At 49.8% G+C, this 21,181-nt stretch carries 24 protein-coding genes; 3 read left to right on the forward strand and 21 right to left on the reverse strand.

Going from position 1 to position 21,181, the window contains the following annotated elements:
* The first annotated feature begins 187 nt into the window (after positions 1-187).
* The gene (locus tag QZQ08_RS07500; protein ID WP_296330244.1) at positions 188-409 is read left to right on the forward strand and encodes a DUF2188 domain-containing protein; all 222 of its coding nucleotides are present in this window, start codon (positions 188-190) and stop codon (positions 407-409) included.
* Here the strand turns inward: QZQ08_RS07500 and QZQ08_RS07505 are convergent.
* The 4 genes from QZQ08_RS07505 to QZQ08_RS07520 are packed head-to-tail and all read right to left on the reverse strand — an operon-like array spanning position 406 to position 1,683.
* Positions 406-564, reverse strand: coding sequence for a hypothetical protein (locus tag QZQ08_RS07505; RefSeq protein WP_296330247.1), 159 nt, complete (start codon positions 562-564; stop codon positions 406-408). The genes QZQ08_RS07500 and QZQ08_RS07505 overlap by 4 nt on opposite strands.
* 56 nt (positions 565-620) lie before the next feature.
* Complete coding sequence (locus tag QZQ08_RS07510) at positions 621-944, reverse strand: YjcQ family protein (protein ID WP_296330249.1); 324 nt, start codon at positions 942-944, stop codon at positions 621-623.
* Entirely contained in the window at positions 941-1,192 is a 252-nt protein-coding gene (locus QZQ08_RS07515; RefSeq protein WP_296330252.1) for a hypothetical protein, read from the reverse strand. Before QZQ08_RS07515 ends, QZQ08_RS07510 begins: the two co-directional genes overlap by 4 nt.
* Before the next feature lie 5 nt (positions 1,193-1,197).
* Entirely contained in the window at positions 1,198-1,683 is a 486-nt protein-coding gene (locus QZQ08_RS07520; RefSeq protein ID WP_296330254.1) for a hypothetical protein, read from the reverse strand.
* A gap of 111 nt (positions 1,684-1,794) precedes the next feature.
* Here QZQ08_RS07520 and QZQ08_RS07525 point away from each other — a divergent pair, with 111 nt between their 5' ends.
* On the forward strand, positions 1,795-2,004 hold the full coding sequence (locus tag QZQ08_RS07525) for a hypothetical protein (protein ID WP_296330258.1): 210 nt from the start codon (positions 1,795-1,797) through the stop codon (positions 2,002-2,004).
* A gap of 150 nt (positions 2,005-2,154) precedes the next feature.
* Here QZQ08_RS07525 and rpsI read toward each other — a convergent pair whose 3' ends face one another.
* The 5 genes from rpsI to QZQ08_RS07550 all read right to left on the reverse strand — a co-directional run bounded on the left by rpsI (position 2,155) and on the right by QZQ08_RS07550 (position 6,855).
* The gene (gene rpsI, locus QZQ08_RS07530; RefSeq protein WP_009015557.1) at positions 2,155-2,547 is read right to left on the reverse strand and encodes a 30S ribosomal protein S9; all 393 of its coding nucleotides are present in this window, start codon (positions 2,545-2,547) and stop codon (positions 2,155-2,157) included.
* 20 nt (positions 2,548-2,567) lie between these two features.
* Entirely contained in the window at positions 2,568-3,005 is a 438-nt protein-coding gene (gene rplM / locus QZQ08_RS07535; RefSeq protein WP_009015558.1) for a 50S ribosomal protein L13, read from the reverse strand.
* Positions 3,006-3,133: 128 nt separating this feature from the next.
* Complete coding sequence (locus QZQ08_RS07540; RefSeq protein WP_296330264.1) at positions 3,134-4,042, reverse strand: ROK family protein; 909 nt, start codon at positions 4,040-4,042, stop codon at positions 3,134-3,136.
* Positions 4,043-4,050: 8 nt separating this feature from the next.
* Positions 4,051-5,517: a glutamate--tRNA ligase gene (gene gltX, locus QZQ08_RS07545; RefSeq protein ID WP_296330267.1), complete on the reverse strand. Its 1,467-nt coding sequence runs from the start codon at positions 5,515-5,517 to the stop codon at positions 4,051-4,053.
* A 93-nt stretch (positions 5,518-5,610) separates the two neighbouring features.
* Positions 5,611-6,855: a DEAD/DEAH box helicase gene (locus QZQ08_RS07550; RefSeq protein ID WP_296330270.1), complete on the reverse strand. Its 1,245-nt coding sequence runs from the start codon at positions 6,853-6,855 to the stop codon at positions 5,611-5,613.
* Between the two features lie 210 nt (positions 6,856-7,065).
* On the opposite strand from QZQ08_RS07550, the gene QZQ08_RS07555 reads away from it, so the two are divergent.
* Positions 7,066-8,643, forward strand: a complete 1,578-nt coding sequence (locus QZQ08_RS07555; RefSeq protein WP_296330273.1) for a subtype B tannase — start codon at positions 7,066-7,068, stop codon at positions 8,641-8,643.
* A gap of 268 nt (positions 8,644-8,911) precedes the next feature.
* Here QZQ08_RS07555 and QZQ08_RS07560 read toward each other — a convergent pair whose 3' ends face one another.
* From QZQ08_RS07560 to rplS, 12 genes are all read right to left on the reverse strand, one after another.
* Positions 8,912-10,108 carry a pyridoxal phosphate-dependent aminotransferase gene (locus tag QZQ08_RS07560; RefSeq protein WP_296330277.1) on the reverse strand — a complete coding sequence of 399 codons (1,197 nt, stop codon included), beginning with the start codon at positions 10,106-10,108 and terminating at the stop codon, positions 8,912-8,914.
* 12 nt (positions 10,109-10,120) lie between these two features.
* The gene (locus QZQ08_RS07565; protein WP_296330279.1) at positions 10,121-11,779 is read right to left on the reverse strand and encodes a nucleoside kinase; all 1,659 of its coding nucleotides are present in this window, start codon (positions 11,777-11,779) and stop codon (positions 10,121-10,123) included.
* 73 nt (positions 11,780-11,852) lie between these two features.
* Positions 11,853-13,103 carry a pyridoxal phosphate-dependent aminotransferase gene (locus QZQ08_RS07570; protein ID WP_296330282.1) on the reverse strand — a complete coding sequence of 417 codons (1,251 nt, stop codon included), beginning with the start codon at positions 13,101-13,103 and terminating at the stop codon, positions 11,853-11,855.
* Positions 13,104-13,250: 147 nt separating this feature from the next.
* Positions 13,251-13,724 carry a hypothetical protein gene (locus QZQ08_RS07575; RefSeq protein ID WP_296330286.1) on the reverse strand — a complete coding sequence of 158 codons (474 nt, stop codon included), beginning with the start codon at positions 13,722-13,724 and terminating at the stop codon, positions 13,251-13,253.
* Positions 13,725-13,788: 64 nt separating this feature from the next.
* A complete protein-coding gene (locus tag QZQ08_RS07580) occupies positions 13,789-15,354 on the reverse strand; it encodes a hypothetical protein (protein WP_296330288.1) in 1,566 nt (521 codons plus the stop codon).
* A 38-nt stretch (positions 15,355-15,392) separates the two neighbouring features.
* The gene (locus QZQ08_RS07585) at positions 15,393-16,136 is read right to left on the reverse strand and encodes an A24 family peptidase (protein ID WP_296330290.1); all 744 of its coding nucleotides are present in this window, start codon (positions 16,134-16,136) and stop codon (positions 15,393-15,395) included.
* 15 nt (positions 16,137-16,151) lie between these two features.
* The gene (locus tag QZQ08_RS07590; RefSeq protein WP_296330293.1) at positions 16,152-17,678 is read right to left on the reverse strand and encodes a YifB family Mg chelatase-like AAA ATPase; all 1,527 of its coding nucleotides are present in this window, start codon (positions 17,676-17,678) and stop codon (positions 16,152-16,154) included.
* A gap of 66 nt (positions 17,679-17,744) precedes the next feature.
* Positions 17,745-18,098, reverse strand: a complete 354-nt coding sequence (locus QZQ08_RS07595; protein ID WP_296330296.1) for a YraN family protein — start codon at positions 18,096-18,098, stop codon at positions 17,745-17,747.
* Between the two features lie 4 nt (positions 18,099-18,102).
* The gene (locus QZQ08_RS07600; RefSeq protein WP_296330299.1) at positions 18,103-18,915 is read right to left on the reverse strand and encodes a ribonuclease HII; all 813 of its coding nucleotides are present in this window, start codon (positions 18,913-18,915) and stop codon (positions 18,103-18,105) included.
* Between the two features lie 227 nt (positions 18,916-19,142).
* The gene (gene ylqF / locus QZQ08_RS07605; RefSeq protein WP_296330302.1) at positions 19,143-20,015 is read right to left on the reverse strand and encodes a ribosome biogenesis GTPase YlqF; all 873 of its coding nucleotides are present in this window, start codon (positions 20,013-20,015) and stop codon (positions 19,143-19,145) included.
* Positions 20,016-20,027: 12 nt separating this feature from the next.
* Positions 20,028-20,567 (reverse strand): signal peptidase I, encoded by a 540-nt coding sequence (lepB, locus tag QZQ08_RS07610; protein ID WP_296330307.1) that lies wholly within the window; start codon positions 20,565-20,567, stop codon positions 20,028-20,030.
* A gap of 90 nt (positions 20,568-20,657) precedes the next feature.
* Entirely contained in the window at positions 20,658-20,999 is a 342-nt protein-coding gene (gene rplS / locus QZQ08_RS07615; RefSeq protein WP_296330309.1) for a 50S ribosomal protein L19, read from the reverse strand.
* Positions 21,000-21,181 lie beyond the last annotated feature (182 nt).

The raw sequence follows: 21,181 nt of genomic DNA on the forward strand, positions 1-21,181 counted from the left end.
TTTACTTTGCTTGACTGACAGGTCGACTGCATTGTACTTCATTAGGAGGTTTTTTCATAGCTATAAGCTTTCCGGAACCACGCCACTATGGCGTGGTTTTCAAAAGATACAATAAAAAAGCAGGCCAAAAGGTCTGCTCTTAGAAAAATGTTTTGTTATAATCTCCTTAAAAAAGGAGGTGATAAGAATGGGTAAAACCCAGCATGTTGTTCCTCACAATGGGAACTGGGCTGTTAAAGGCGAACACAATGTAAAAGTAACTAAGCCTTTCAGCAGAAAGTCAGACGCTACTGATTTTGGTCGCAAAATAGCTCGCAATCAAGAGTCAGAACTCGTGATTCACAATAGAAATGGTCAGATTTCTCATAAAGATAGTCACGGCAACGACCCTTTTCCTCCTAAAGGTTAATCTTTGTAGTCGTAATTAGGAGTCAGTACGATGGTATAACCGTCAGCTAAGTTCCAACCATCTTTTGTAATAGCGGCAACGGTTGTACCATCTTCTTTTTTTACCTGGAGTTTCGTATATTTTTCGCACAAAATAAAAGGTTCTCCTGATTTCACATTGTGCCTCCTTTCAGGCATCAAAAAAGCCCACTGTTGAAACAGGGGCTTAATGACTAGGCACCAGGTGTAATATCCTTAATGCCTTTTAGTAGCCTGTATGCTTTTTTCATCATTGTGTTGTCGGCCAAATATTCCATACCAGCTACCGTCAGGTGGGGGTTAATCAGAGCAATATCCGACCCGCACTTATCAGTTACAATTTTGATTCCGCTGATATATCCTGCTTCTAAGAGGGTCTGAAGGATATTCAGGAATAGGGCTTTACTGACACCGAAATGCGAAGCCGCGAAATTGTCATCATCAAATTGCTCATATCCCATGCAAGCTTCGATGTACTTTAAAATTCGATAAATTAATTTAAAATTATCCACTGTCATAGCCCCAAAGTTTTCTGAGTATATCCAGTCTGCTCAAACTTTAACCCAGACTCTGTTTTATGCACAATCAAAGCTGCAGGCAGTGGCTTATTCTTATCGTAATTAAGAGGAGTATTGGCAACAACAAAGTAGACTTCGTTTCTATAACTTTTTCTAGCCAATCTAAATTTTTCAACTGAAAGATTATGACTAATACAATATTTTTCGATTTCAGATTTCTGCTGATTCCAATACTTTACGACAGACACTGAAATCACTCCTTTTCAAAAAATTCACGTTGCCCCAACGAATTATATATTACACTACGCAATTGTTTAAATTGTTGCAAGGCTAAATAGTCTCCCTCAGAAGCCGTTAATACGTTATCGGCTATTCCCGGATGAGTATGCCCACTAAAGCGATAACCTTGCCGGCTTAATTCCGCAAGTTCTTTTATGCTACCGGGAACACTGATTTTATTCCCACGAATAATAAGCCTTTCTGCTCTTCTCGTGAATACCGCAAACTCAACGCCAGTGGCGGCGGTCATTGCCGCAAGGTCTCCTAATTTAACACCTTTTTTCTTAACGGTCACTCGGGAACCAAACTTAGGAAGCACAGCCAAAAGATTGCGCTGGCGAACATTCAATTCCCCAAACCCATGAGTGATAGCACTCGCTTTTCCCGTAGCGCTTTCGTTTTTTCTTTTATTAATTATACCATTCTCAATTGGTTTTGTCAGTCTGGAAGCAAGAATCACAGACGGCATTTCGAAGTTTCTTGCCTTCTCCATCCAGCCAGCCCTGCCGGCCTTCCATTCCTCCCGCCCTTTGACGCCTAGGATTTTCTCCTGGACAGAAATTGGCTGGTTATGCAGCCATTCACTTCCCCGGCCTTCGAAGTCATGGGAACGGGTCTTTCCTTCCAGCTCACTCTGGTACACCGGTGCATAGTGGCACAGGCAGTGGGGATGGGCGGGACTTGCCGGAGCGGCGTCCTTGGGGAAAACGCCCTTCCCCAGGCCGTACAGGTCAGCATCAGCGTACATATTGCAAATGTCCTCGACGGGATGACGGCTTGAGAGGGACCATTTGTACGCTGTATATACGCTATAGAAAATTTCACAGCGAATTTATGTTGGTTTATACATCCTTACAACAAAAAAGAAGCGCATCCCATCTTGGGATGCGCATTTTTTCTTGCATAAAATTTCTCTTGTATGCAGGTGTCCTTATCTCTTGGAGAACTGGGAAGCCTTACGAGCTTTCTTTAAGCCGTATTTACGACGTTCCTTCTCGCGCGGATCACGGGTCAGGAGACCCGCTTTTTTCAGAAGAGGACGATAATCTCCGTCCACTTTCAGCAGGGCACGGGCAATGCCATGACGGACAGCGCCAGCCTGGCCAGCGATACCGCCGCCAACAACGTTAGCTGTAACATCATATTTACCCAGGGTTTCAGTCGTTTCGAGCGGTTGACGAACAACCAGTTCGAGGGTCTTGAGGCTGAAATATTCACTCAATTCGCGGCCGTTGATCACAATCTTGCCTTCGCCTGGAACAAGGCGAACACGAGCGACAGAGCTCTTGCGGCTGCCAGTTGCATCATAAGTAACTTTTGCCATTGTCTAGTTCTCCTCTCCTCTTAGCGAATATCGATGGTCAGAACTTCAGGCTTTTGTGCAGCATGAGGATGTTCAGAACCAGCGTATACATGCAGTTTTTTAATGATTTGGCTGCCCAGACGATTGTGGGGAACCATTCCGCGAACGGCTAATTCAACCATTCTGACCGGATTCTTGGCAAGCATATCGCCTGCTTTGGTATACTTATCGCCGCCCAGATAACCGGAGTGACGGAAGTAAACTTTCTGGACCAATTTCTTGCCCGTCAGACGGACCTTGTCAGCGTTGATGATGATGACATGATCACCCGTGTCCATATGGGGCGTAAAAGTCGGTTTATGTTTACCGCGGAGCACCTTTGCGACTTCGGCAGCAAGACGGCCGAGGGTCTTATCGGCAGCATCCACTACGTACCATTTGCGTTCAATGGTAGACGGGGTTGCCATATATGTTTTCATCCTGATTCCTCCTAAATAAAAACTCAATCATTTGTTGTATCCAGTGATGAGTCTTATCAATCGCATCGGGGCTAACGACACAATCTCAAAGTGATACCCTAATATTATAGTGACTATCCATTAGAATGTCAAATCCTTTTTCCCGCTTCCTGACGGCGCTGCTGATAGAGATATAGGGCTCCCAACATGCCCGCATCGTTTTGAAAATGGGCTAAGGAAAGGGTCGTATGAGGCGTTAAAATGGCCGGCATTTTGGCGTCAAAGGCCGCCTTGAGATAAGGCATGAGAAGCTTTCTTTGGGCTGAGATCCCACCGCCAATGACGATACGGTCCGGATTTACAATCCATGCCAAAGACACAATGCCTACCATCCAGCGGTCCACCCATTCACGCAGGAGAAGGGTCTCCGCCTCCTCTCCTTTTTCTACAAGGGCAAAAAAATCTTGTCCTGTAAGGGACCCTGGCGCAAGGTTCCGCTTTTTTTCTGCCTCCGCAAAAAGGGCCGAAACGCTGGCCCAATTCTCCCACGTTTGAGGCGATCCAAAATGGGCCTGCCCCACCTCGCCGGCAGCGTAGGAAGCACCGCGGCAAAGCCTGCCTTCATGGACCAAGGCACCGCCAATCCCCGTTCCCAAGGTCATGCACAGCAGCATATGGGCCCCTTTGCCGGCGCCCTGCCAATATTCAGCAAGGGCCGCGCAGTTGGCATCGTTTTCACACAGGGCAGGTAAGCCCGTTTCCTTTTGAAAGAAATTCACAAGGCTCATGCGGTGAAGGCCGGGAAAATACTGGCTTGGAAGGAGCAGTTCCCCCGTATCGCCATTTATGACGCCCGCAAGGGAAACGGCAATCCCAGTAATGGGGAATGCTTTTCTGACGCGCCGCGCAAGAAAAAGGAGATCTGCAAGGAAGGCGTCCACTCCTTTTTCCCGAATACGGGTAGGCAGGCTCCCCTTTTGGAGAAACCTGCCTGTTTCATCCGCAACCCCAAACTTAATGGCTGTACCGCCAATATCAATGGTAAGGATGGGTTCCACGAGTGCTCCTATTTATTTTCAATGAAGGCAATGGCCTTTTCCAAGCGTTCCAAGGTCTTTTCACGGCCAAGAAGAACCATGACATCGAACATGCCCGGGCTGAAGGTGCGGCCCGTCAGGGCAAGACGCGTTGGATGGATGACCTTTCCGAAGGAAATACCCATTTCGTCTGCAATTTCATGGTAAGCCTGTTCCGTCGTTGCAAGGTCAAAGACAGGAAGAGCGGCCAGCTTGTCGTGGCATTTTTTGAGAAGAGCTGCGTTTTCCGGTTTGAAGTGCTTTTCGACGCCCTTTTCTTCGTAGCCGTCGAGGTCCTTAAAGAAATACGTCGACGCATCGGCCACTTCGGCAAGGGTCTTGACACGGACGCGAACCACATCGACAAGGTGAGCAAAATAGTCCTTGTGGGCTGCAAGATAGGCATCATCGACAAGGCCCTTTTCCTTAAAGAAAGGAATGGCGGCCTCAACAATATGGTCAAGGGGCAGGCTGGAAAGATACTGACCGTTCATCCAGGTCAGTTTCTTCACGTCATAGACGGCTGCTTTTTGGCTCATCTTACTGAAATCAAAGACCTTCACCGTATCCTCGAGAGAAAAGATTTCCTCGTCATTACCGGGTGCCCAGCCCAAAAGGGTCAGGTAGTTTACGATGGCTTCGGGGAGATAGCCCTGGCTGCGGAATTCCTCGACGCTCGTTGCGCCATGGCGTTTACTGAGCTTGCTTCTGTCCGGAGCCAGGATCATGGGCATGTGACCGAACTGGGGGGCTTTCCAGCCCAGTGCCTGATAGATAAAGAGCTGTTTCGGCGTGTTGGAAACGTGTTCTTCGGCGCGCAGGACATGGGTCATGCCCATGAGGTGGTCGTCAACGACAACGGCAAAGTTATAGGTTGGAATGCCGCTGCTCTTCATGATGACAAAATCATCGTATTGGTTCACGTCAAACTGGATATCGCCATGGATCATATCATGGAAGCCTATCGTTCCTTCCAAGGGAACCTTGATGCGGACCGAATAGGATTCGCCATTTTCGACACGCTTCTTGGCCTCTTCTGGCGGAATGTTACGGCAGGTCCGGGCATAGTGGAAGGGCTGTTTCAAGGCGCGCTGCTTTTCGCGTTGCTCCGCTAGGTCTTCAGCCGAGCAGAAGCAGTAGTAGGCCTTTCCTTCATCAATGAGCTGCTGGCAGTATTTGCGGTAGATGTCAAACCGTTCGGACTGGAAGTACGGACCGACAGGGCCGCCAACCTCCGGACCTTCATCCCAATTTAACCCCAGCCACTTCAGGCTCGTAATGATCTGGGAGACAGAATCTTCCTTCAATCGGTCCTGGTCCGTATCTTCAATGCGAAGGACCAGCTTGCCGCCCTGGCTTTTGGCAAAGAGCCAGTTGAAAAGGGCTGTTCTGGCACCGCCAATATGCAGATATCCCGTTGGACTCGGGGCAAATCGTACACGAACTTCTTTATCCATGGAAGCACCTCTTATCTAAATCTAAAAACATATAGTTTTCATTATAGCACGTTTCTCTTTCCATGCGGGGATTTTTTGACCGTGCGTGACCCGTCACTTCTTCTGTTTGCGCGAAGCTTCGGCGTATTTTGTCCCCCGTTTGTTGGGCCCGACGGCACTCTTGCCGCGCTTAGGAACCTGTTTTTTCTTGGGACGCACAGGTTTCATGGTACGCCGCACCTTTTCACCGGCAAGGTTCTGCCGTTCCAAGGTGATGCCAAGCTTATCTTCAAGATGGGAGAGCCAGCGTGTCTCATCCGCCGTATAGAAGGTGATGGCCTCCCCTTCGTTGCCGGCCCGTCCCGTTCTGCCAATGCGATGGACATACCAATCGGGATCATGGGGAATATCAAAGTTTACGACCTGGGTCACGCCTTCCACATCAAGACCGCGGGCTGCAATGTCGCTTGCTACAAGGATCTGGGTCTTGGCCTTGCGGAAACGCTCCATGGCCTGGCGACGTTTCTGCTGGGACAGATCACCGTGAAGGACATCAGCATTGAAGCCTTTGCCATAGAGCCAATCGTAGACCTCAATGGCCCGTTCCTTGCTCTTGCAGAAAACAAGCATAAGGAAGGGATTGCAGCGCTCAATGAGGGTTTGGAGGGCTTCTTCCTTATGGTCTTCATTCACTTTGATGCAGACCTGATGAATGGTCGATGCCGTCGCCTCCTTGGGATCGATGTCAATGAGGCGGGGATTCTTGGTAATCATCTTGCCCAGTTTTCTTACTTCTTCATCGAGGGTTGCCGAACACATCATGGTCTGATGGGGCTGGGGCATAAGGAACAGCAGGGTTTCGATATCGTCACCAAAGCCTTGACGCAGCATTTCGTCCACTTCGTCAAGAACGAGGTAGGTTACGCCGCCAAGGTTTGTGTTGCCCTTGCGCAGGTGATCCAAGAGGCGGCCCGGCGTTCCTACAAGGACGTTGGCCTTATTGTCCAGCTTCCGCCGTTCTTCGTCATAGTCCTTGCCCCCGCTTACGGCAAGGACGCGGACCGCTGTTTCCGCCGCAAGCTTTTTGATTTCGCCTGCTGTTTGCTGGGCCAGCTCCCTTGTGGGGGAAAGAATGAGGGCCTGCACGAAGTTTTTTTCTTCTGCGATTTTTGCAAACAGGGGAATGACAAAGGAGAGGGTTTTTCCCACCCCTGTTTGGGCGCGGCAAATGACGTCCCTGCCCTGCAAAAGGGCAGGAATGGCGCGCTCCTGTACAGGTGTCGGAATATCCTTTCCGGTCTGATGCAGCCGTTCAACAAGAGAAGGCGCAATCGCAAATTGAGCAAAACGATTTGGCATAGGGTTCTCTCCCTTCCTATTCATCAAACTTTCATGTTCTTCATTATATACTAAAAACCAAGAGGCAGGCAATGGAAGGTACCCTGCCATCCTTCTTTTTTCATTGCCAGGGGACGCTGCTTCCATCCTTTGACAACCCTTACATTCCCTTCTACAATAGGACCGAATGAAAAATGCGCGTTAATCCATCCATAAAAAGGAGTGACCGTTATGATCTCAAAAAAAATCGTTCTTTTAGGAGGTTTGAGTCTTCTTATAGGGACCGCCAGCGTGGCTGCTGCGAAGGAAGCTATGGCTTCCGAACAAATAACACCTGCAGTCCTTACCGCGCAAAAGCGTCCTGATACAAAAGTTCAGCGCTATGATCTTACTTTTATCCCTAAACCGGACCGCAAGGAGACACTCACCGTAAATGGCAAAGCCGTCCCCTTCTACGCCTATGAAAACCGTGTCTATGTCAGCCAGCCCAAGGCAGCTGAATCGGAGCGCCTGACCCTCTACATTCCTGCTGCCTATCTGGAAGGCGGCCGCATCAATGGGTACAGTGCTAAAACAGCCCCCATTTTCATGCCAAACGGGGTGGGCGGTTATATGCCCGGCGAAATTCAGGCTCCCAGTGAGACAAACCATGAAGGGACCGGTCCAAACGCTGTCCTTTATGCCCTATCCCGCGGGTATGTAGTTGCGGCCCCCGCCATACGGGGCCGCACTACCACCAATAGTGAAAACACGTATGTAGGAAAGGCGCCGGCGCTCATCGTAGACTACAAAGCCGCGGTCCGCTATTTGCGGCATAACCGGAACCGCCTGCCCGCGGGCAATACCCAGCGCATCATTGCAAACGGAACCAGCGCAGGCGGAGCGCTTTCTGCCCTATTGGGCGCAACGGGAAACAGCGACGCATATGAGCCTTATCTCAAAGAGATTGGTGCAGCCAAGGAACGGGATGATATTTTTGCGGCCAGCGTCTATTGCCCTATTACGGACCTATCCCATGCCGACATGGCCTACGAGTGGATCTTCAGTGGTGTCAACACCTACTTTCAGCAGCAGGGGTCCACTCGGGCGGTGCGCGGCGATTGGTCCCTTTATGCACCGCAGGAAAGCCTGACCGAGCACTCCATGACAGAAACGGAACAAGCTATTTCCAAAGAACTGAAGGCCGCCTATCCAGCCTATCTCAATACCCTGGAGCTTGAAACCAAAGAATTTGGAAAACTCCTGCTTGATGCAGAAGGAAACGGCTCTTTCAAAGACTATATCAAAGGTCTTTATATGGCGTCGGCACAAAAAGCACAGGACCAAGGCGTCGATGTGTCAAAAACGGATTGGATACAAATAAGCGATGGAAAAGTCGCTGATATGGATCTATCCCTTTATGCCCTTCTTGCAACGAGACTCAAAGCAGCTCCAGCCTTTGATAAGCTGGATAGTTCCACTCCGGAAAATGATGAATTTGGTACCTTGGACGGCACGCCGCGTCACTTCACCCGTTTTTCCATGGACCATCGCACAGACCTTCATTCCCTAGTACCGGATAAAGAAGCGCGCCTGATCAACCCCATCGCCTTCCTTCAGGAAAAGGAAGGCAAAGCGGCACCGCACTGGCGGATCCGTCATGGCAGCCTCGATCGGGACACCGTTCTTGCCATTCCTGCGGAACTTGCCTTACTGCTTCAAAAACGCGGCAAGGACGTCAATTTTGAAGTAGCTTGGGGAAAAGGTCATGCAGGAGATTATGATCTGCCTGAGCTATTTGATTGGCTGGATGGAATCTGCCGCTCGTAAATTCACGTATTCCTCAGTAAATGGAAATCATCCTATACATAAAGCACGGAAGAAAGTGGATAAACTCCCTTTCTTCCGTGCTTTTATAAGTAAAATCCTTGCCCCTCAGGAAACGATGGCCTGTCCATAGCATTTTTCCAGATAGCAACGACAGCAGCTATTGGAAAAGGTGGGCCGGAAAGAATCACTCTTTCCCGCCCACCTTTTTACAGCGGTATTTTCAACTTGCATCTGGCGCGCCCGCTATGCTGCGGCACACAGATGAACCTTACCGCATCCGTCCCGGATACTGTTTCAAACCTTCAGCAAGGATATGCATGGCCTTTTTAAGGTCTTCACAATTGAGGACATAGGCAATGCGGCATTCGTCACAGCCTCGGTCCGGAGAAGATACATAGAAACCATTTCCCGGCGTAATCATGACCGTTTCATTATCGATGGCAAAATCGGTGAGAAGCCATTGGGCAAACTTTTCGATGTTGTCAACGGGCAGTTTGACCATGACATAAAAAGCCCCTTTCGGTTCAGACGAAATAACGCCCGGCATAGCAGAGAGCGCTTCCTTCAGGGTATCGCGGCGGCGCGTATATTCATTACGCACATCTTCCCAATAAGAAGCCGGTGTCGTATAAAGACCCGCTGCTCCGGCCTGATCCAATTGGGAAACGGAAAGACGGGCCTGGCAGCATTTAAGGAGCTGGGCACTGAGCTCCTTGTTTTTGGTCATCACACAGCCAATACGAGCCCCGCACGCACTGTAGCGTTTAGAAACAGAATCAATCATGATAAGGTGCTCTGCCAGTTCCGGCATAGTTCCAAAGCTCTTATATTCACCATCATAGACAAATTCACGATAAACTTCATCGGCAATAAGGGCAAGGTCATGTTTGCGGACGATGCGGCTGATAAGCGCCATTTCCTGTTCCGTATAAATGACGCCCGTCGGGTTTCCTGGATTTGAAATCAAGATGGCCCGCGTCCGGGAATTGATGTGCTTTTCAATCTCGGCTTCACTGGGCAGGTGATACCCATCGTGTGCTGACGTGGGGACGCCGCTGATTTCAACATTATAGGCGCCGACAAAGCTCTTATAGTTGGCATAAAAAGGTTCAAACATAAGGATGTTGTCGCCAGGATCGCAAGTCGTCATGACAGCAAAGGCAATGGCTTCGCTGCCGCCATTGGTCACATAAATGTCATCCAGATTGTAGTCCATCCCCCAGTCATGGTAATACTTCTGGATGGCCTTGATCAAGCCTTCCTGTCCCTGGGACTTACCATATTCAAGCACGGCCGGATGGAACTTTTTCACAGCGTCAAAGAAGCTGTCCGGTGTTGCGATATCAGGCTGACCAATATTCAGATGGTAAATCTTGCGTCCTGCCTTCTCAGCGGCATTGGCCATTGGTGCTAGCTTACGAATGGGGGAAGTAGGGATATTTTTTGTGCGTTCAGAAATATACATGAGCCTTCTCCTTTACAATAAATCTCCAAATACAGAATGGCCGATGAACTCGCGAATGATGGAGTTGTTGGGAATGGGTTCATCATCAATCGGTTCAACGATACTCAGCATACTTTTCAGTTTGGATGCCACCGTATACTCAGCCTTATCTGGCCGGATCTGGTCCAATAAGGGGTAAGCATACTTCTTGAAGACTGCCAGTTCGTAGATAAGGGTCGTATTAAAGAGAATATCGGCTTCTTCACTGAAAGGAAAAATATATTTTTCCTCTCCGGCCCTCACCTTATGCCAATTTTGGATTGTCGTAATGGCATCGTGGGACCGGAAGAGCGAATCTCTCACCATCCGGCGCAAGAGACGCATATCCGTTGTGGGAATCCGGTTGTAGTCATCAAAGGAAAGGGGCGTCAGGGCACTGATGTAGATTTTCATCTTTTCCCGGCGCGCTACGGAGGACGAAACTGCTTCGTTGAGGCCATGGATTCCTTCTACGATGAGGACACCATCATCTCCCAGCTGTTCCTTTTGGTCCCGATAGCTCCGGGTCCCCGTGTGAAAACTGAAATGAGGAATGGTTACGGTTTTTCCTTGAAGAAGCTCGTGAAGCTGCTCATTGAAAAGGTCCGTGTCAAGAGCACCCAAGGATTCAAAATCATAACTCCCATCAGGAAGCCGCGGCGTATCCTTGCGTTCCTTGAAATAGTTATCCATGGAGATTGGAATAGGCCGCATGCCATTGACGCGCAGTTGAACGGCCAGACGCTGAGAAAAAGTTGTTTTTCCCGAAGATGATGGACCGGCAATGAGGACTAAACGGACCCCCCGTTCCTCACTGGCAATGGCATCAGCAATCTGGGCAATCTTCTTTTCATGCTGTGCTTCACAGGCAAGGATGATCTCCCGACTGTTTCCCCGTTTGATAAACTGGTTCAAGGCCGCAACCGTCGGGCAATGCAGACGCTGTCCCATCTTTTCGGAATCGGCATAGACCGCGGCCAATTTATCCCGACGGGCAAAGGGTTCAAGGCGGTCATAGTGCCCCCTTTTTCCATAACGCAGGAGGATTCCCGACCCCATTCGGACCAATTCGAATTCCTTGAGGTAACCCAAATGAGGCAAAAGGGGATTCACAAAATAGGCACTTACCCCGTCCAGTTCATAAATAGGGATTTCCACATCGTCCGGTAAGGCAGACAGAAGCGGCGCCTGGTCATAATAAAAGCGAGGTTTTACATAGGACCAAGCTTCCTGCTTTTTCTTGAAGGAAAGCGTGATGGGTGTCTTTTCCTGAATCATGGCTTTCATTTTGGCAGCCACATCAGCCAAGTCATAATCACTGAGGACAATCTTGTTCTTGATGTCGCAATAAAGTGCATTGCCAAACGTATTCTGCACTTCCAGCATAACTTGCGGCCGAGCTTGGTTCATGGCAGCAATAAGGACAAACAAAAAAGTGCTGATGTAAGTATTATAACTCTCTGCACTGTTCATATCAAGGAAACAAATTTTATCCCCTTCCTGAGGTACCATTTGCAGGGGAACCTCCCGTCCATTCAGGACTCCTAAGGCAATGGGGGTATCATACGTCGCCTGATAATCAGGAGCAATGTCCACTAAGGGTGTACCATCTTGATAGTTTCTATGTTTTCCATCGGGTCCAACGAGTTGCATCGAATCAGCTCCTTCCAAGGTTATCGTGTTAAGGGAAAAGGGGTGCTGCCCAAGCAACACCCCCTTGACTTCCTTATTCCCCAACGGCATCCATGGCATCCTTGATTTTCTTGGCCATACCATAGATTTTACTGAGCGGTGTACAGCAAAGTCCGACGCGGACACCGGCTGCAAGCGGCACACAGAAGATATTGTCTTCATGGAGCTTATTGCAGACTGCCTCCGAATCCTTTGCCGGAATGGACAGGAAGAAGCCGGAAATGTAAGGCATCATCTTGAGTCCGCATTCCTGGGCTTCCTTCGTGAAGACATCGCCCCGTTCCTGAATCATCTTATAATAATAGTTCCGTTCTTTCTGGATATCATCCAAAAGATTTTTGTCCTTGTAGATGGTGGCAAGCGTATCCATGGCACCGCGGTTGCAGTTGGACCAGGTGCTGCGGCTCGTAAACTTATTGACGTCCACGAATTCCTGGATCTGTTCCTTACTTGAGGAAACACCGATGAGGGCACCGCTGCGCTGTCCATACATGGAAAAGCTCTTGGAAAGGCTGTAGCAGATCAGGACAAAAATATTTTCCGGCAAATGGCTGAGCTTCTTGAAGATCTTGCGGACCTCTTCTCTTTCACCCGCATAGTCAATATAGGCTACATCAAGGGCAAGGACAGCCTTTTTATTGGTTCCCTTGATGGAATCTTCCAACATGTGAAGCACATTTTCAATATCCTCCGGCGTCAGGCTGAACCCCGTTGGATTATGGGCCGGCGTATTGATGATGGCAAGGACACGGTCCTGTTTCTTGAGAAGCTCCTGTACTTTTTCCCGAAGTCCTTCCAAGTTGAACCGGTGGTCTTCTGTCACCATGGGATAGGTGTCAAAATTGCGGTTCATATCGCGGCACATGGTCTTGTAAGGGCCCCAATACCAAGCGCTCGTAAGTACCGTATCACCAGGCATCGTGTAGTTCCAGATGCAGTGATGGACAGCACCGCTGCCGCCAGCGGTTGCAACCGCAGCCGTATAGCAGCCATCGGGACGGGACTGACCAAAGCAGGCTCCCTGGACAAGATCCAAAAACTCCGGCAGGCCTGTAATAGGTGCATATCTAAACAGTTCTGCATCGGACAAACTATGGTAGACTTTGGCAACCGTCGGCAAGACGACAAAATTGCCATCATTATCCAACATTACACCAATCGTGGAATTTGTAACCTTATCTGCGCCAATTTCCTTGATTCGATTTTGGGCCGCTTCGCTGGCACCAAAAATACGGTCCTTTGCTGACTTTCCTTGTGCATGCGGTGCTACACAGCTGATTGACATAGAATAAATCCTCCCCTCGATGCAGGCCTCTCCGTGCCCAATCATCTTACCTGGAACTCATTATATAACGAATATTTATAGGGCATAGCGCTCTATCGTTTATTATCTCATCATTTTTGATTTTGGTCAATTGTTAGGATAATGATTCTATATCGTTACAATTTTCGTTGCAAAGTAAACAATTTTGGTTTGAAATATCAACTTATTTCCTTTTTCGCTCCGTTTTAAGAGTGTTTCCTCCGCGTGCATTCCCTGCCCTTTTTGCTCAAAGAGTTCAGAAAAAATCAGAATCTCAAAATAGCTTCCTTCTAAAGAAAGTTCGACGGTCTGTGCCATGACGCCATTTTTTCCCTTTACGGAACCCGAACGAAGAAAAAGCAGGCGGCAGCCGCTTGCCTCCCCCCATTGGGTCAGTGCCTGAAGGATTTGGGAAGTAGAACGCTCGGGAGGGACCTCTTTTTCCAGAGCTGCGAGCTTACCATAAAGACGATTTTCCCTTTCTTCGTCATAATGACGATAAAAAAACAAGACCTCCTGATTCTCTTTACGAAGCTGCTGCAGAAATCCGTAACGAGGATAAAAGAATGCGCCTCCAACAAAAAGAGCTATGAGCAGGGTCATGCCAAAAAGCAGGAAGGTTCCAATAAGGCCTTTGGACATGCTTTGTTTCACAAAAAAGCGAGACTCAGTCTGTTCCATCATGGGGTCTTCCTTTCTGCCAATGGATCAGAACCGTAAAATCAAGGGCCTTTCCTGTCTTATCCTGGCTATCTTTGCCTTCCATATCTCCCAACGTCACTTTTTGGACCGCAGGCAAACGGGAAAGATCCTCTGTCCAGATAAACAGGGGCTTCCGGTTTCCTGTCTTTCCCCGGATTTCAAGGATGGAGCCTTTGGGTGAGCAACGTTCCTCCACGCTTTCAAGAACGCATTCACTAGGAAGGCTTGTGCCCAATTCCGTCAAAAGGGTGTGCCAAGACAGCGTCCTTTTTTCCGCGTCCAAAAGAAGTTCCGTCAAGGTATGGACTCTTTGTTCCGTCCTACGATGCTGAAACAGCTGTTCGCGCCAAAGGGAAATCGCCTGTTTTTGCTCGAGAAGCTGCGTTTTTTCATGGGTAAGGTACAAATGGCACGAAAAAAGAAGTACAGCTAAAACGCCTGTCATAGCGGCGAGGGCCTTTGTCAGAGGCTCCATAAAACGACGGGGAAGCCACCTTCCTTTATCACAGCCGGCTTGCAGGTCAAGATAATAAGGAGGCCTTCCTTTCTGTGCACCCCCTAGAAGGGGCACGAACCTCTGCCAGTCGTGTTTCCAGTGAGCCTGTTCAAAACGCTCTGCGGCCATGCCAAAACAGGAGATTGGAAAATTGTGCACGGCTAGGGAGGTCATTTCCGTAAGGGCGGAAAGAAAGGCATCTTCGGCTTCGTTTTCTCCCCATACAAAAAGATCCGTGAAGGAAAGATCCATGGCTTCATCCAAATAAGCTGTAAGATGCTTGACTTGGGATTTCCAGCGCCGGGCCTCTTCTTCTGGGGAAAGGCCAGCGGCCTTTTCCTTTTCATAATAAGGGCCATACCTTTTGTCAGAAGGCAAGGTATCCCAGGTTTCACTTGCTATGGGAAGGCCTTTTTCATAAGCAGTCAGGGTGCCGCCTGTCCCTTCCCGAGAAAGGACAAGGGCCGTCCCGCGTTCCGTTTCATAAAGAAGCCGCCCCAGGGACAGGGCCATCGGTTCAATTTTTACCAAACGGCAGGAAAGCATGGCTGCAAGGCATTCAAAGAATTCCAGTTCCACAAGGGGCGCCGCGGCGATGAGGGCGGATAGAGGCGCTCCCTTTTTTCCCTTGATTTCAAGGACGGGTCCAAAGGAACCTTCTTCATACGGGACGTACTGGAGGGCCTCCCATAATGCGGCATCCTTCCACTCCTTTTCCGGCAGTTCTGGAAGCTCCAGCTGGGAGAGAAAGCCATCCCCATGGGAAAGGACAACGGCAAGGGACTTCAAGGGAATCCCCTTGTGCTGACAGGTTTCCCGGATGAGCTCCGCCATGGCACACGGATCATCCCAGCGTTTTTCCCCAGATAATGGAGGTGGCAAAGCAGCCGCTGCATATCGCTGGATTTCATAGATTCCCCTCCTTCCCTTTTCGAACGCCGCAAGACAAAGGGTTTCCTTTTGAAGGAGGATGACCGTAATCTTTTGGGGATAGGAACGAAACAGATCAAGAAAGCGAAGCAAAATGGCATGCATGGGAACGTCTCCTGGCAACAGAGTTTGGTGAAAATGGATTAGAACAAAAAGAACCGGAAATAAAGACGGGCCGCATCAGGCCGCACGAAAAGAAAAAAAGCAGCCATGCACAAAAAAGGGGCAAAGGGCAGGGGATCCTGCCACTTACGGCGGCCCAGGATCATCATCAGGCAAGAAAAAGCAATGCCTAAGAATGAGGCAAGGAAAAGGGTCAGGAGACTGCGCTCCCCATCAAGAAAAAGGCCAAGGGAAAAAGCGAGGGTGACATCACCAAAACCCATGCGGCCACCGGATACGCCATAAATCATCCACAGGGGCAGCCCCAAAAACAAACTGCCCCCTACCATACGGAAGAAGGACGCACCGAAAAAAAGATAGAAAAGAGCCCCGCCAACCAAAAAGAGAAGGGAGGCATCATAGACAAATTTTTCCTTTCCATCCATAACCGAAATGAGAACAAGAAAGGAAAAGAGGTAAAAAGTAAGAAAAAGCAAGGGAGAAGGATCCGCTCCCCTTCCAAGGAGGGCAAAAGCTCCGCCCATTCCGACTTCCCACCATAAGAGATCCATTTTAAGCGGTGCTGCACAGTAGCGGCAGCGGCCGCGGAGGCGAAGATAGCTCCACAAAGGAATCAAGTCTAAGACGCCGAGACGATGCCCGCAGGCATCACAGTGGGAAGCTGGAAAAAAGAGGCTTTCCCCACGCGGAAGCCGGTCCGCACAAAGTGCGAGGAAGCTCCCTGTGCAAAGTCCTGCAAGAATATAAAAAAGGGTCAGAAACATGATGTCCTTCCTTCCTCAAGACTGAATGCTGGTCCGCAGCTGAATGGCTTCTCCTAGATGGGATTCGTCTATTTTTTCGGCTTCATCCAGGTCTGCAATGGTCCGGGCTACCTTGATGATCCGGTCGTGGCTTCTCGCACTGAGCCCCAGCGCCGTAAAATAGGCTTCCAGCATCTTTTCAGCCCCCTCTGTAAGGGGACAAAAAGCCTTCACTTCCCTGCGGCCCATACTGGCATTGCAGAACTTATGGGTTCCTTGGAGCCGTTCCTGCTGCCATGCCCGGGCGGCAACCACACGCTTTCTGATGGCGGCTGAGCTTTCTGTTGGGCGGCTTCCCTTCATTTCCTTGTATTGCAGGCGGGGCACGTGGATCTGGATGTCAATGCGGTCCAAGAGGGGGCCGCTGATTTTTTTCTGGTAACGCTGGATATCCCCGGGACGGCAAGTACACTGATGGATGCCATCCTCTTCTCCCCAGAAGCCGCAAGGGCAGGGATTCTGGGCTGCAACCAAAATGAAATCAGCAGGAAAAGTCAACGTTGCCTGAACGCGGCTGATGGTAACGATACGGTCTTCCAGGGGCTGCCGGAGAACCTCCAGGGAACTGCGGGTAAATTCCGGCAGTTCATCAAGAAAGAGCACTCCATGATGGCTCAAGGTCACTTCCCCTGGTTTGGGGATACTGCCGCCGCCTATAAGGGCGCTGTTTGAAACCGTATGATGAGGACTGCGAAAAGGCCGTTCCATGACGATGCCATGGCGATGACTGAGGAGACCGGCAATACTATAGATTTTTGTAACCTCAAGAGCTTCTTCCTCGGTCATAGGCGGCAGGATGGTCGGAAGACGCCGTGCCAGCATGGTCTTACCGGCGCCAGGCGCGCCCACCATAAGGATATTATGTCCGCCGGCGGCTGCAATTTCGAGGGCCCTTTTGGCTACGACCTGCCCTTGGACATCAGCAAAATCGACGGTTGTCGGAATTTCCTCTTCAGAAAACCGTATGCGTTTCCCTAACGGTAAAAGCGCCTCTTCCCCTTTGAGATGATGGACAATCTCACTTAAATTATGGGCCGTAAAGACATCGATGCCATCTACCAGTTCCCCTTCCTCCGCATTACCTGCAGGAATAAAGATACTTCCCCGTCCTTCGTCCCGTGCCCGTAAAATCATGGGCAGGATACCGCTCACTGGACGCAGGGACCCATCAAGGGCCAGTTCACCGACAAAGACAGGGGCATTATCTTTAGGCAGTTCCAATCTTGCCTGAGCAGCCAGGATGCCTATGGCAATGGGCAGATCGAGGCCGGAACCGTCTTTTTTTAGGTCGGCAGGGGCAAGGTTGACCGTAATATGCTGATTGGGAAACTTGCAGCTCGAATTCTTGATGGCGCTGCGGACACGCTCCCGGGACTCCTTGACGGCGGTATCCGCCAGTCCCACAATTTCAAAATTAAACTTTCCATTGGTCACATCAACCTCAACAACAATCATCTCGCCATTGATGCCGCAAGTCGTTTCTCCCCATGTCCGTGCGTACAATATAGTCACTCCTTCTTTGGGACCGGCTGCCTGAAAACATCCAGCGGATCCCGCCTTTGTTCCCGATTACAAATAGTTTTCCAAATGGTTGAGCTGAAAATGGCCAAAGAGCATCATGATTTCAATGACGTCATAGCGGATCCGGTCGCCGGGGCGTTTATGGTCCTGCAGATAATCATAGGCCGTCTCCCTAATATGAGAGGCTTTTCCCTCCGTAACGGCATCGCGAGGTCTGCCATAAATGTCAGTTCGACGGCTCTTGACTTCAACAAAAACAAGCAGATGCCCCTTGCGTGCTACAAGATCAAGTTCCCCATGACTGGAACTGTAGTTTTGGGCCTCAATGATATACCCTTGATGCCGAAGATAGGCCGCGGCTGCCCGCTCACCCCAGCGGCCAAAACGAGTCCGTTCGTGCATGGTTCTATTTGAGCTTCAGGAGTTTATCTTCGCTGATGGCAGGCGGCAGGGCGAGACGGCTGGCAAGTCCCGTGATGGGTTCATAGGTCCTTCGGTGCCACGGCGTTACACCCAAGGCTGCAAGGGCATCCAAATGAGCCTTCGCCCCATAGCCTTTGTTCGAAGAAAAACCATATCCCGGATAGGTCTGATTGAGTTCCACCATGATGCGGTCACGGGTCACCTTGGCAATGATGGAAGCAGCCGCAATCGCTGCACTGCGGGCATCACCATGAACAAGGTCCTTAACGGGAATACCGGGCAGGGAAAGCGGCATGGCATCGGTTAGTGCTGCATCCGGGGCTGTTGAAAGATGGGTCAGACACATCTGCATGGATTGTTTTGCCGCTTGATAGATATTAAGCGCATCAATTTCCCGCGGCCCAAGGATGCGAACCGTCACGGCAAGTGCCTGATGCAAGATTTCATCATAAAGTGTCTCTCGGCGTTTTTGGGGGACCTGCTTGGAATCGTTGAGTCCCGGCAGGTCAATTTCATGGGGCAGGATAACAGCAGCTGTCACCAACGGGCCTGCCAACGGCCCTCGCCCCGCCTCATCGGTTCCAGCGACATGGATAAACCCTTGTTCCCAGAGGGCCCGTTCCGGTTTCAACAGGGCGGAAAGACGCTCCTTTTCCGCAGCCATGCGGGCACATCTTTTATCATAGGATGCAAGGAGGCGCTGGACCCCTTTTCGTTCATCCCTGCGCCAGGCAGCAAGGTCTTCCCCAGCAGGCATATGGGAAAGGGCAGCTTTTATTTCAGCAATGGATTGCATTTCATCATCATCCTTTTCTTTCTGGTTGAGCGGCTCAAGGACCTTATGGGCGTCATTATATCATGAATCCTTGTCTATGTGGGCCCCTTTGGTCAAATGGGCATCCAGGCGTGCTAAATGTCCTTTTTTAAGGGATGAACGGTCCTAATTGAGTATTTTGTCAAAAAAGAAAAAATGATGATAGTACCAAAGAGACTGCTGCACAAAAAAAGTGCAGCAGTCTATGCTTACGGTTCTTCCAGGGTCATGGGTCCCAATTTTCCAAATTTAAAATCACGGAGAAAAAGATCGACAACCTTTAAACGGTTCACTTCCCCACCGCTCTTTAAGGCACCCCGTGCCCGGCCGATTTTATCAAGAAGTGATTCGGCCGTATCCATTTCCTCCACGGCAATGCCATAGGAGGCCCCCAGTTCCTGAGGATAACGTTTTTTGAGGCGCAGCAGCAAAATAGAAGCAGCCATTTCCCGATCAAAGATGTCTTCCTTGATGGCACCTGTCACAGCAAGGTTAAAGCCGGTTTCCACCTTTTCAAACTTTGGCCAAAGTACGCCAGGCGTATCAAGAAGTTCTAGGTTCTTTCCAATTTCCACCCACTGTGTATTGCGGGTCACGCCTGGACGATTCTGGGCCGCCGCCTTGTTTTTTCCCAAGATGCGGTTGATGAGCGTCGATTTTCCCACGTTAGGGATTCCCACAATCATGATTCTGATGGGATGGTTGCGTACACCTTTTTTCAACCATTTATCGATCACCGGCTGTCCGGCTTCCCGCATTGCCGTCAGGAGAGCTTTGACCCCCCGTCCTTTTTGGCAGTCAACTTCCAGGGCCTTGAGGCCCGCTTCCTTGAAATAGTTGAGCCAGGCCTTAGTAGCAAGGGGATCGGCCATATCCGTTTTATTAAGGGCTACAATCTTGGTTTTACTGCCAATGAGTCCTTTAAGGAGTGGGTTGGCACTTGCCCGGGGAATACGGGCATCAAGGAGCTCAACGACGACATCAACCATCTTAAGCTCGCTTTCCATCTGCCGTTTGGCCTTTGTCATATGACCGGGAAACCACTGGATCGTAAAGGCATAGCCCTCCAAAAGTTCTGGCATGGATTCCCCTCCTTACGGCAGGGCCTTAAATTCCGAGAAAGGCCAAAAGACAACACTGGCTTTTCCTTTTACTAGAGACAGATCGACAAAGCCCACATCGGCATAACGGCTGTCTTCGGAATTATTACGGTTATCGCCCATAACGAAAATAAAGCCCTTAGGGACCGTCACCTTTCCATAATTGGTATGAAAGGGCTCCTTGATATAGCTTTCATCAAGGGCTTCCCCATTGACGAAGGTCTTGCCATCCCGGATTTCAAGGGTATCTCCGCCAACAGCAATGACGCGCTTGATGAAATCACGCCGCGTATCACTGGGGTACTTGAAGACGACGATTTCCCCTCTCTGCGGTTCACGCAGGTAGTAAACCAGCTTATTGACAATCAGACGTTCTTCATTCTGCAGGGTAGGCCGCATGGACGGCCCGGAAACCATATAGGGCTCGACCAGAAAAGTTCGGATTCCCAAAGCCAGGACCACAGCGATAATAATGGAAAACAACCAGTCACTGGCGGTATCCTGCCAGGATTTCTTTTCTTTTTCTTCACTCATGGATCTCACCTGTTTCTAACATAATGCAGCAAAGCTTCTCAAGTATACAAAAAAAGGGGACTGCAGGACAGCCCCCTTTTCGTTTTCCAATTAGCGGCGCTCCTTGATGCGGGCAGCTTTACCCGTAAGTTTGCGCAGGTAGTACAGTTTGGCTCTCCGAACAATACCACGATGGGAAACAGTAATCTTTTCCAGACGCGGGGAATGTACGGGGAACGTTCTTTCTACACCAACACCGGATGCGATACGGCGAACGGTGAACATTTCACGGACACCTGAACCGTTGCGGGAGATGCAGACACCTTCAAATAACTGAACACGTTCACGGTTTCCTTCAACAACCTTGACGTATACTTTCAGGGTATCGCCGGGACGGAAGTCAGGAATGTCGGAACGCAGCTGTTCCTTTTCAATTGCTTCGATAACGTTCATTTACTAGTTCCTCCTCAGAATCCAAGACGTTCATGTCTAGCCACGTGCTAACAGCGGACCGCCCGTTAATGCATACGCTGTATTATACCATAAGGGATAACCCCATGCAAGAAGTTTTCCGCCCTGGGTATGTGTCAACATTTTCTCGGGAGACCCATATAAGATTGTGTTGCAGCTTAATT

Source organism: uncultured Acidaminococcus sp., from assembly GCA_900538365.1.
GTDB lineage: Bacteria > Bacillota > Negativicutes > Acidaminococcales > Acidaminococcaceae > Acidaminococcus.

Bases quoted from the DNA above. Each gene is read 5' to 3' on its own strand.
- QZQ08_RS07555 (WP_296330273.1), top strand. From the start codon at position 7,066: ATGATCTCAAAAAAAATCGTTCTTTTAGGAGGTTTGAGTCTTCTTATA.
- rplM (WP_009015558.1), bottom strand. From the start codon at position 3,005: ATGAAAACATATATGGCAACCCCGTCTACCATTGAACGCAAATGGTAC.
- QZQ08_RS07525 (WP_296330258.1), top strand. From the start codon at position 1,795: ATGCAGCCATTCACTTCCCCGGCCTTCGAAGTCATGGGAACGGGTCTT.
- ylqF (WP_296330302.1), bottom strand. From the start codon at position 20,015: ATGCCAGAACTTTTGGAGGGCTATGCCTTTACGATCCAGTGGTTTCCC.
- QZQ08_RS07500 (WP_296330244.1), top strand. From the start codon at position 188: ATGGGTAAAACCCAGCATGTTGTTCCTCACAATGGGAACTGGGCTGTT.
- QZQ08_RS07585 (WP_296330290.1), bottom strand. From the start codon at position 16,136: ATGTTTCTGACCCTTTTTTATATTCTTGCAGGACTTTGCACAGGGAGC.
- QZQ08_RS07560 (WP_296330277.1), bottom strand. From the start codon at position 10,108: ATGTATATTTCTGAACGCACAAAAAATATCCCTACTTCCCCCATTCGT.
- QZQ08_RS07595 (WP_296330296.1), bottom strand. From the start codon at position 18,098: ATGCACGAACGGACTCGTTTTGGCCGCTGGGGTGAGCGGGCAGCCGCG.
- rplS (WP_296330309.1), bottom strand. From the start codon at position 20,999: ATGAACGTTATCGAAGCAATTGAAAAGGAACAGCTGCGTTCCGACATT.
- QZQ08_RS07575 (WP_296330286.1), bottom strand. From the start codon at position 13,724: ATGACCCTGCTCATAGCTCTTTTTGTTGGAGGCGCATTCTTTTATCCT.
- rpsI (WP_009015557.1), bottom strand. From the start codon at position 2,547: ATGGCAAAAGTTACTTATGATGCAACTGGCAGCCGCAAGAGCTCTGTC.
- QZQ08_RS07510 (WP_296330249.1), bottom strand. From the start codon at position 944: ATGACAGTGGATAATTTTAAATTAATTTATCGAATTTTAAAGTACATC.
- gltX (WP_296330267.1), bottom strand. From the start codon at position 5,517: ATGGATAAAGAAGTTCGTGTACGATTTGCCCCGAGTCCAACGGGATAT.
- QZQ08_RS07570 (WP_296330282.1), bottom strand. From the start codon at position 13,103: ATGTCAATCAGCTGTGTAGCACCGCATGCACAAGGAAAGTCAGCAAAG.
- QZQ08_RS07565 (WP_296330279.1), bottom strand. From the start codon at position 11,779: ATGCAACTCGTTGGACCCGATGGAAAACATAGAAACTATCAAGATGGT.
- lepB (WP_296330307.1), bottom strand. From the start codon at position 20,567: ATGAGTGAAGAAAAAGAAAAGAAATCCTGGCAGGATACCGCCAGTGAC.
- QZQ08_RS07600 (WP_296330299.1), bottom strand. From the start codon at position 18,915: ATGCAATCCATTGCTGAAATAAAAGCTGCCCTTTCCCATATGCCTGCT.
- QZQ08_RS07580 (WP_296330288.1), bottom strand. From the start codon at position 15,354: ATGCATGCCATTTTGCTTCGCTTTCTTGATCTGTTTCGTTCCTATCCC.
- QZQ08_RS07550 (WP_296330270.1), bottom strand. From the start codon at position 6,855: ATGCCAAATCGTTTTGCTCAATTTGCGATTGCGCCTTCTCTTGTTGAA.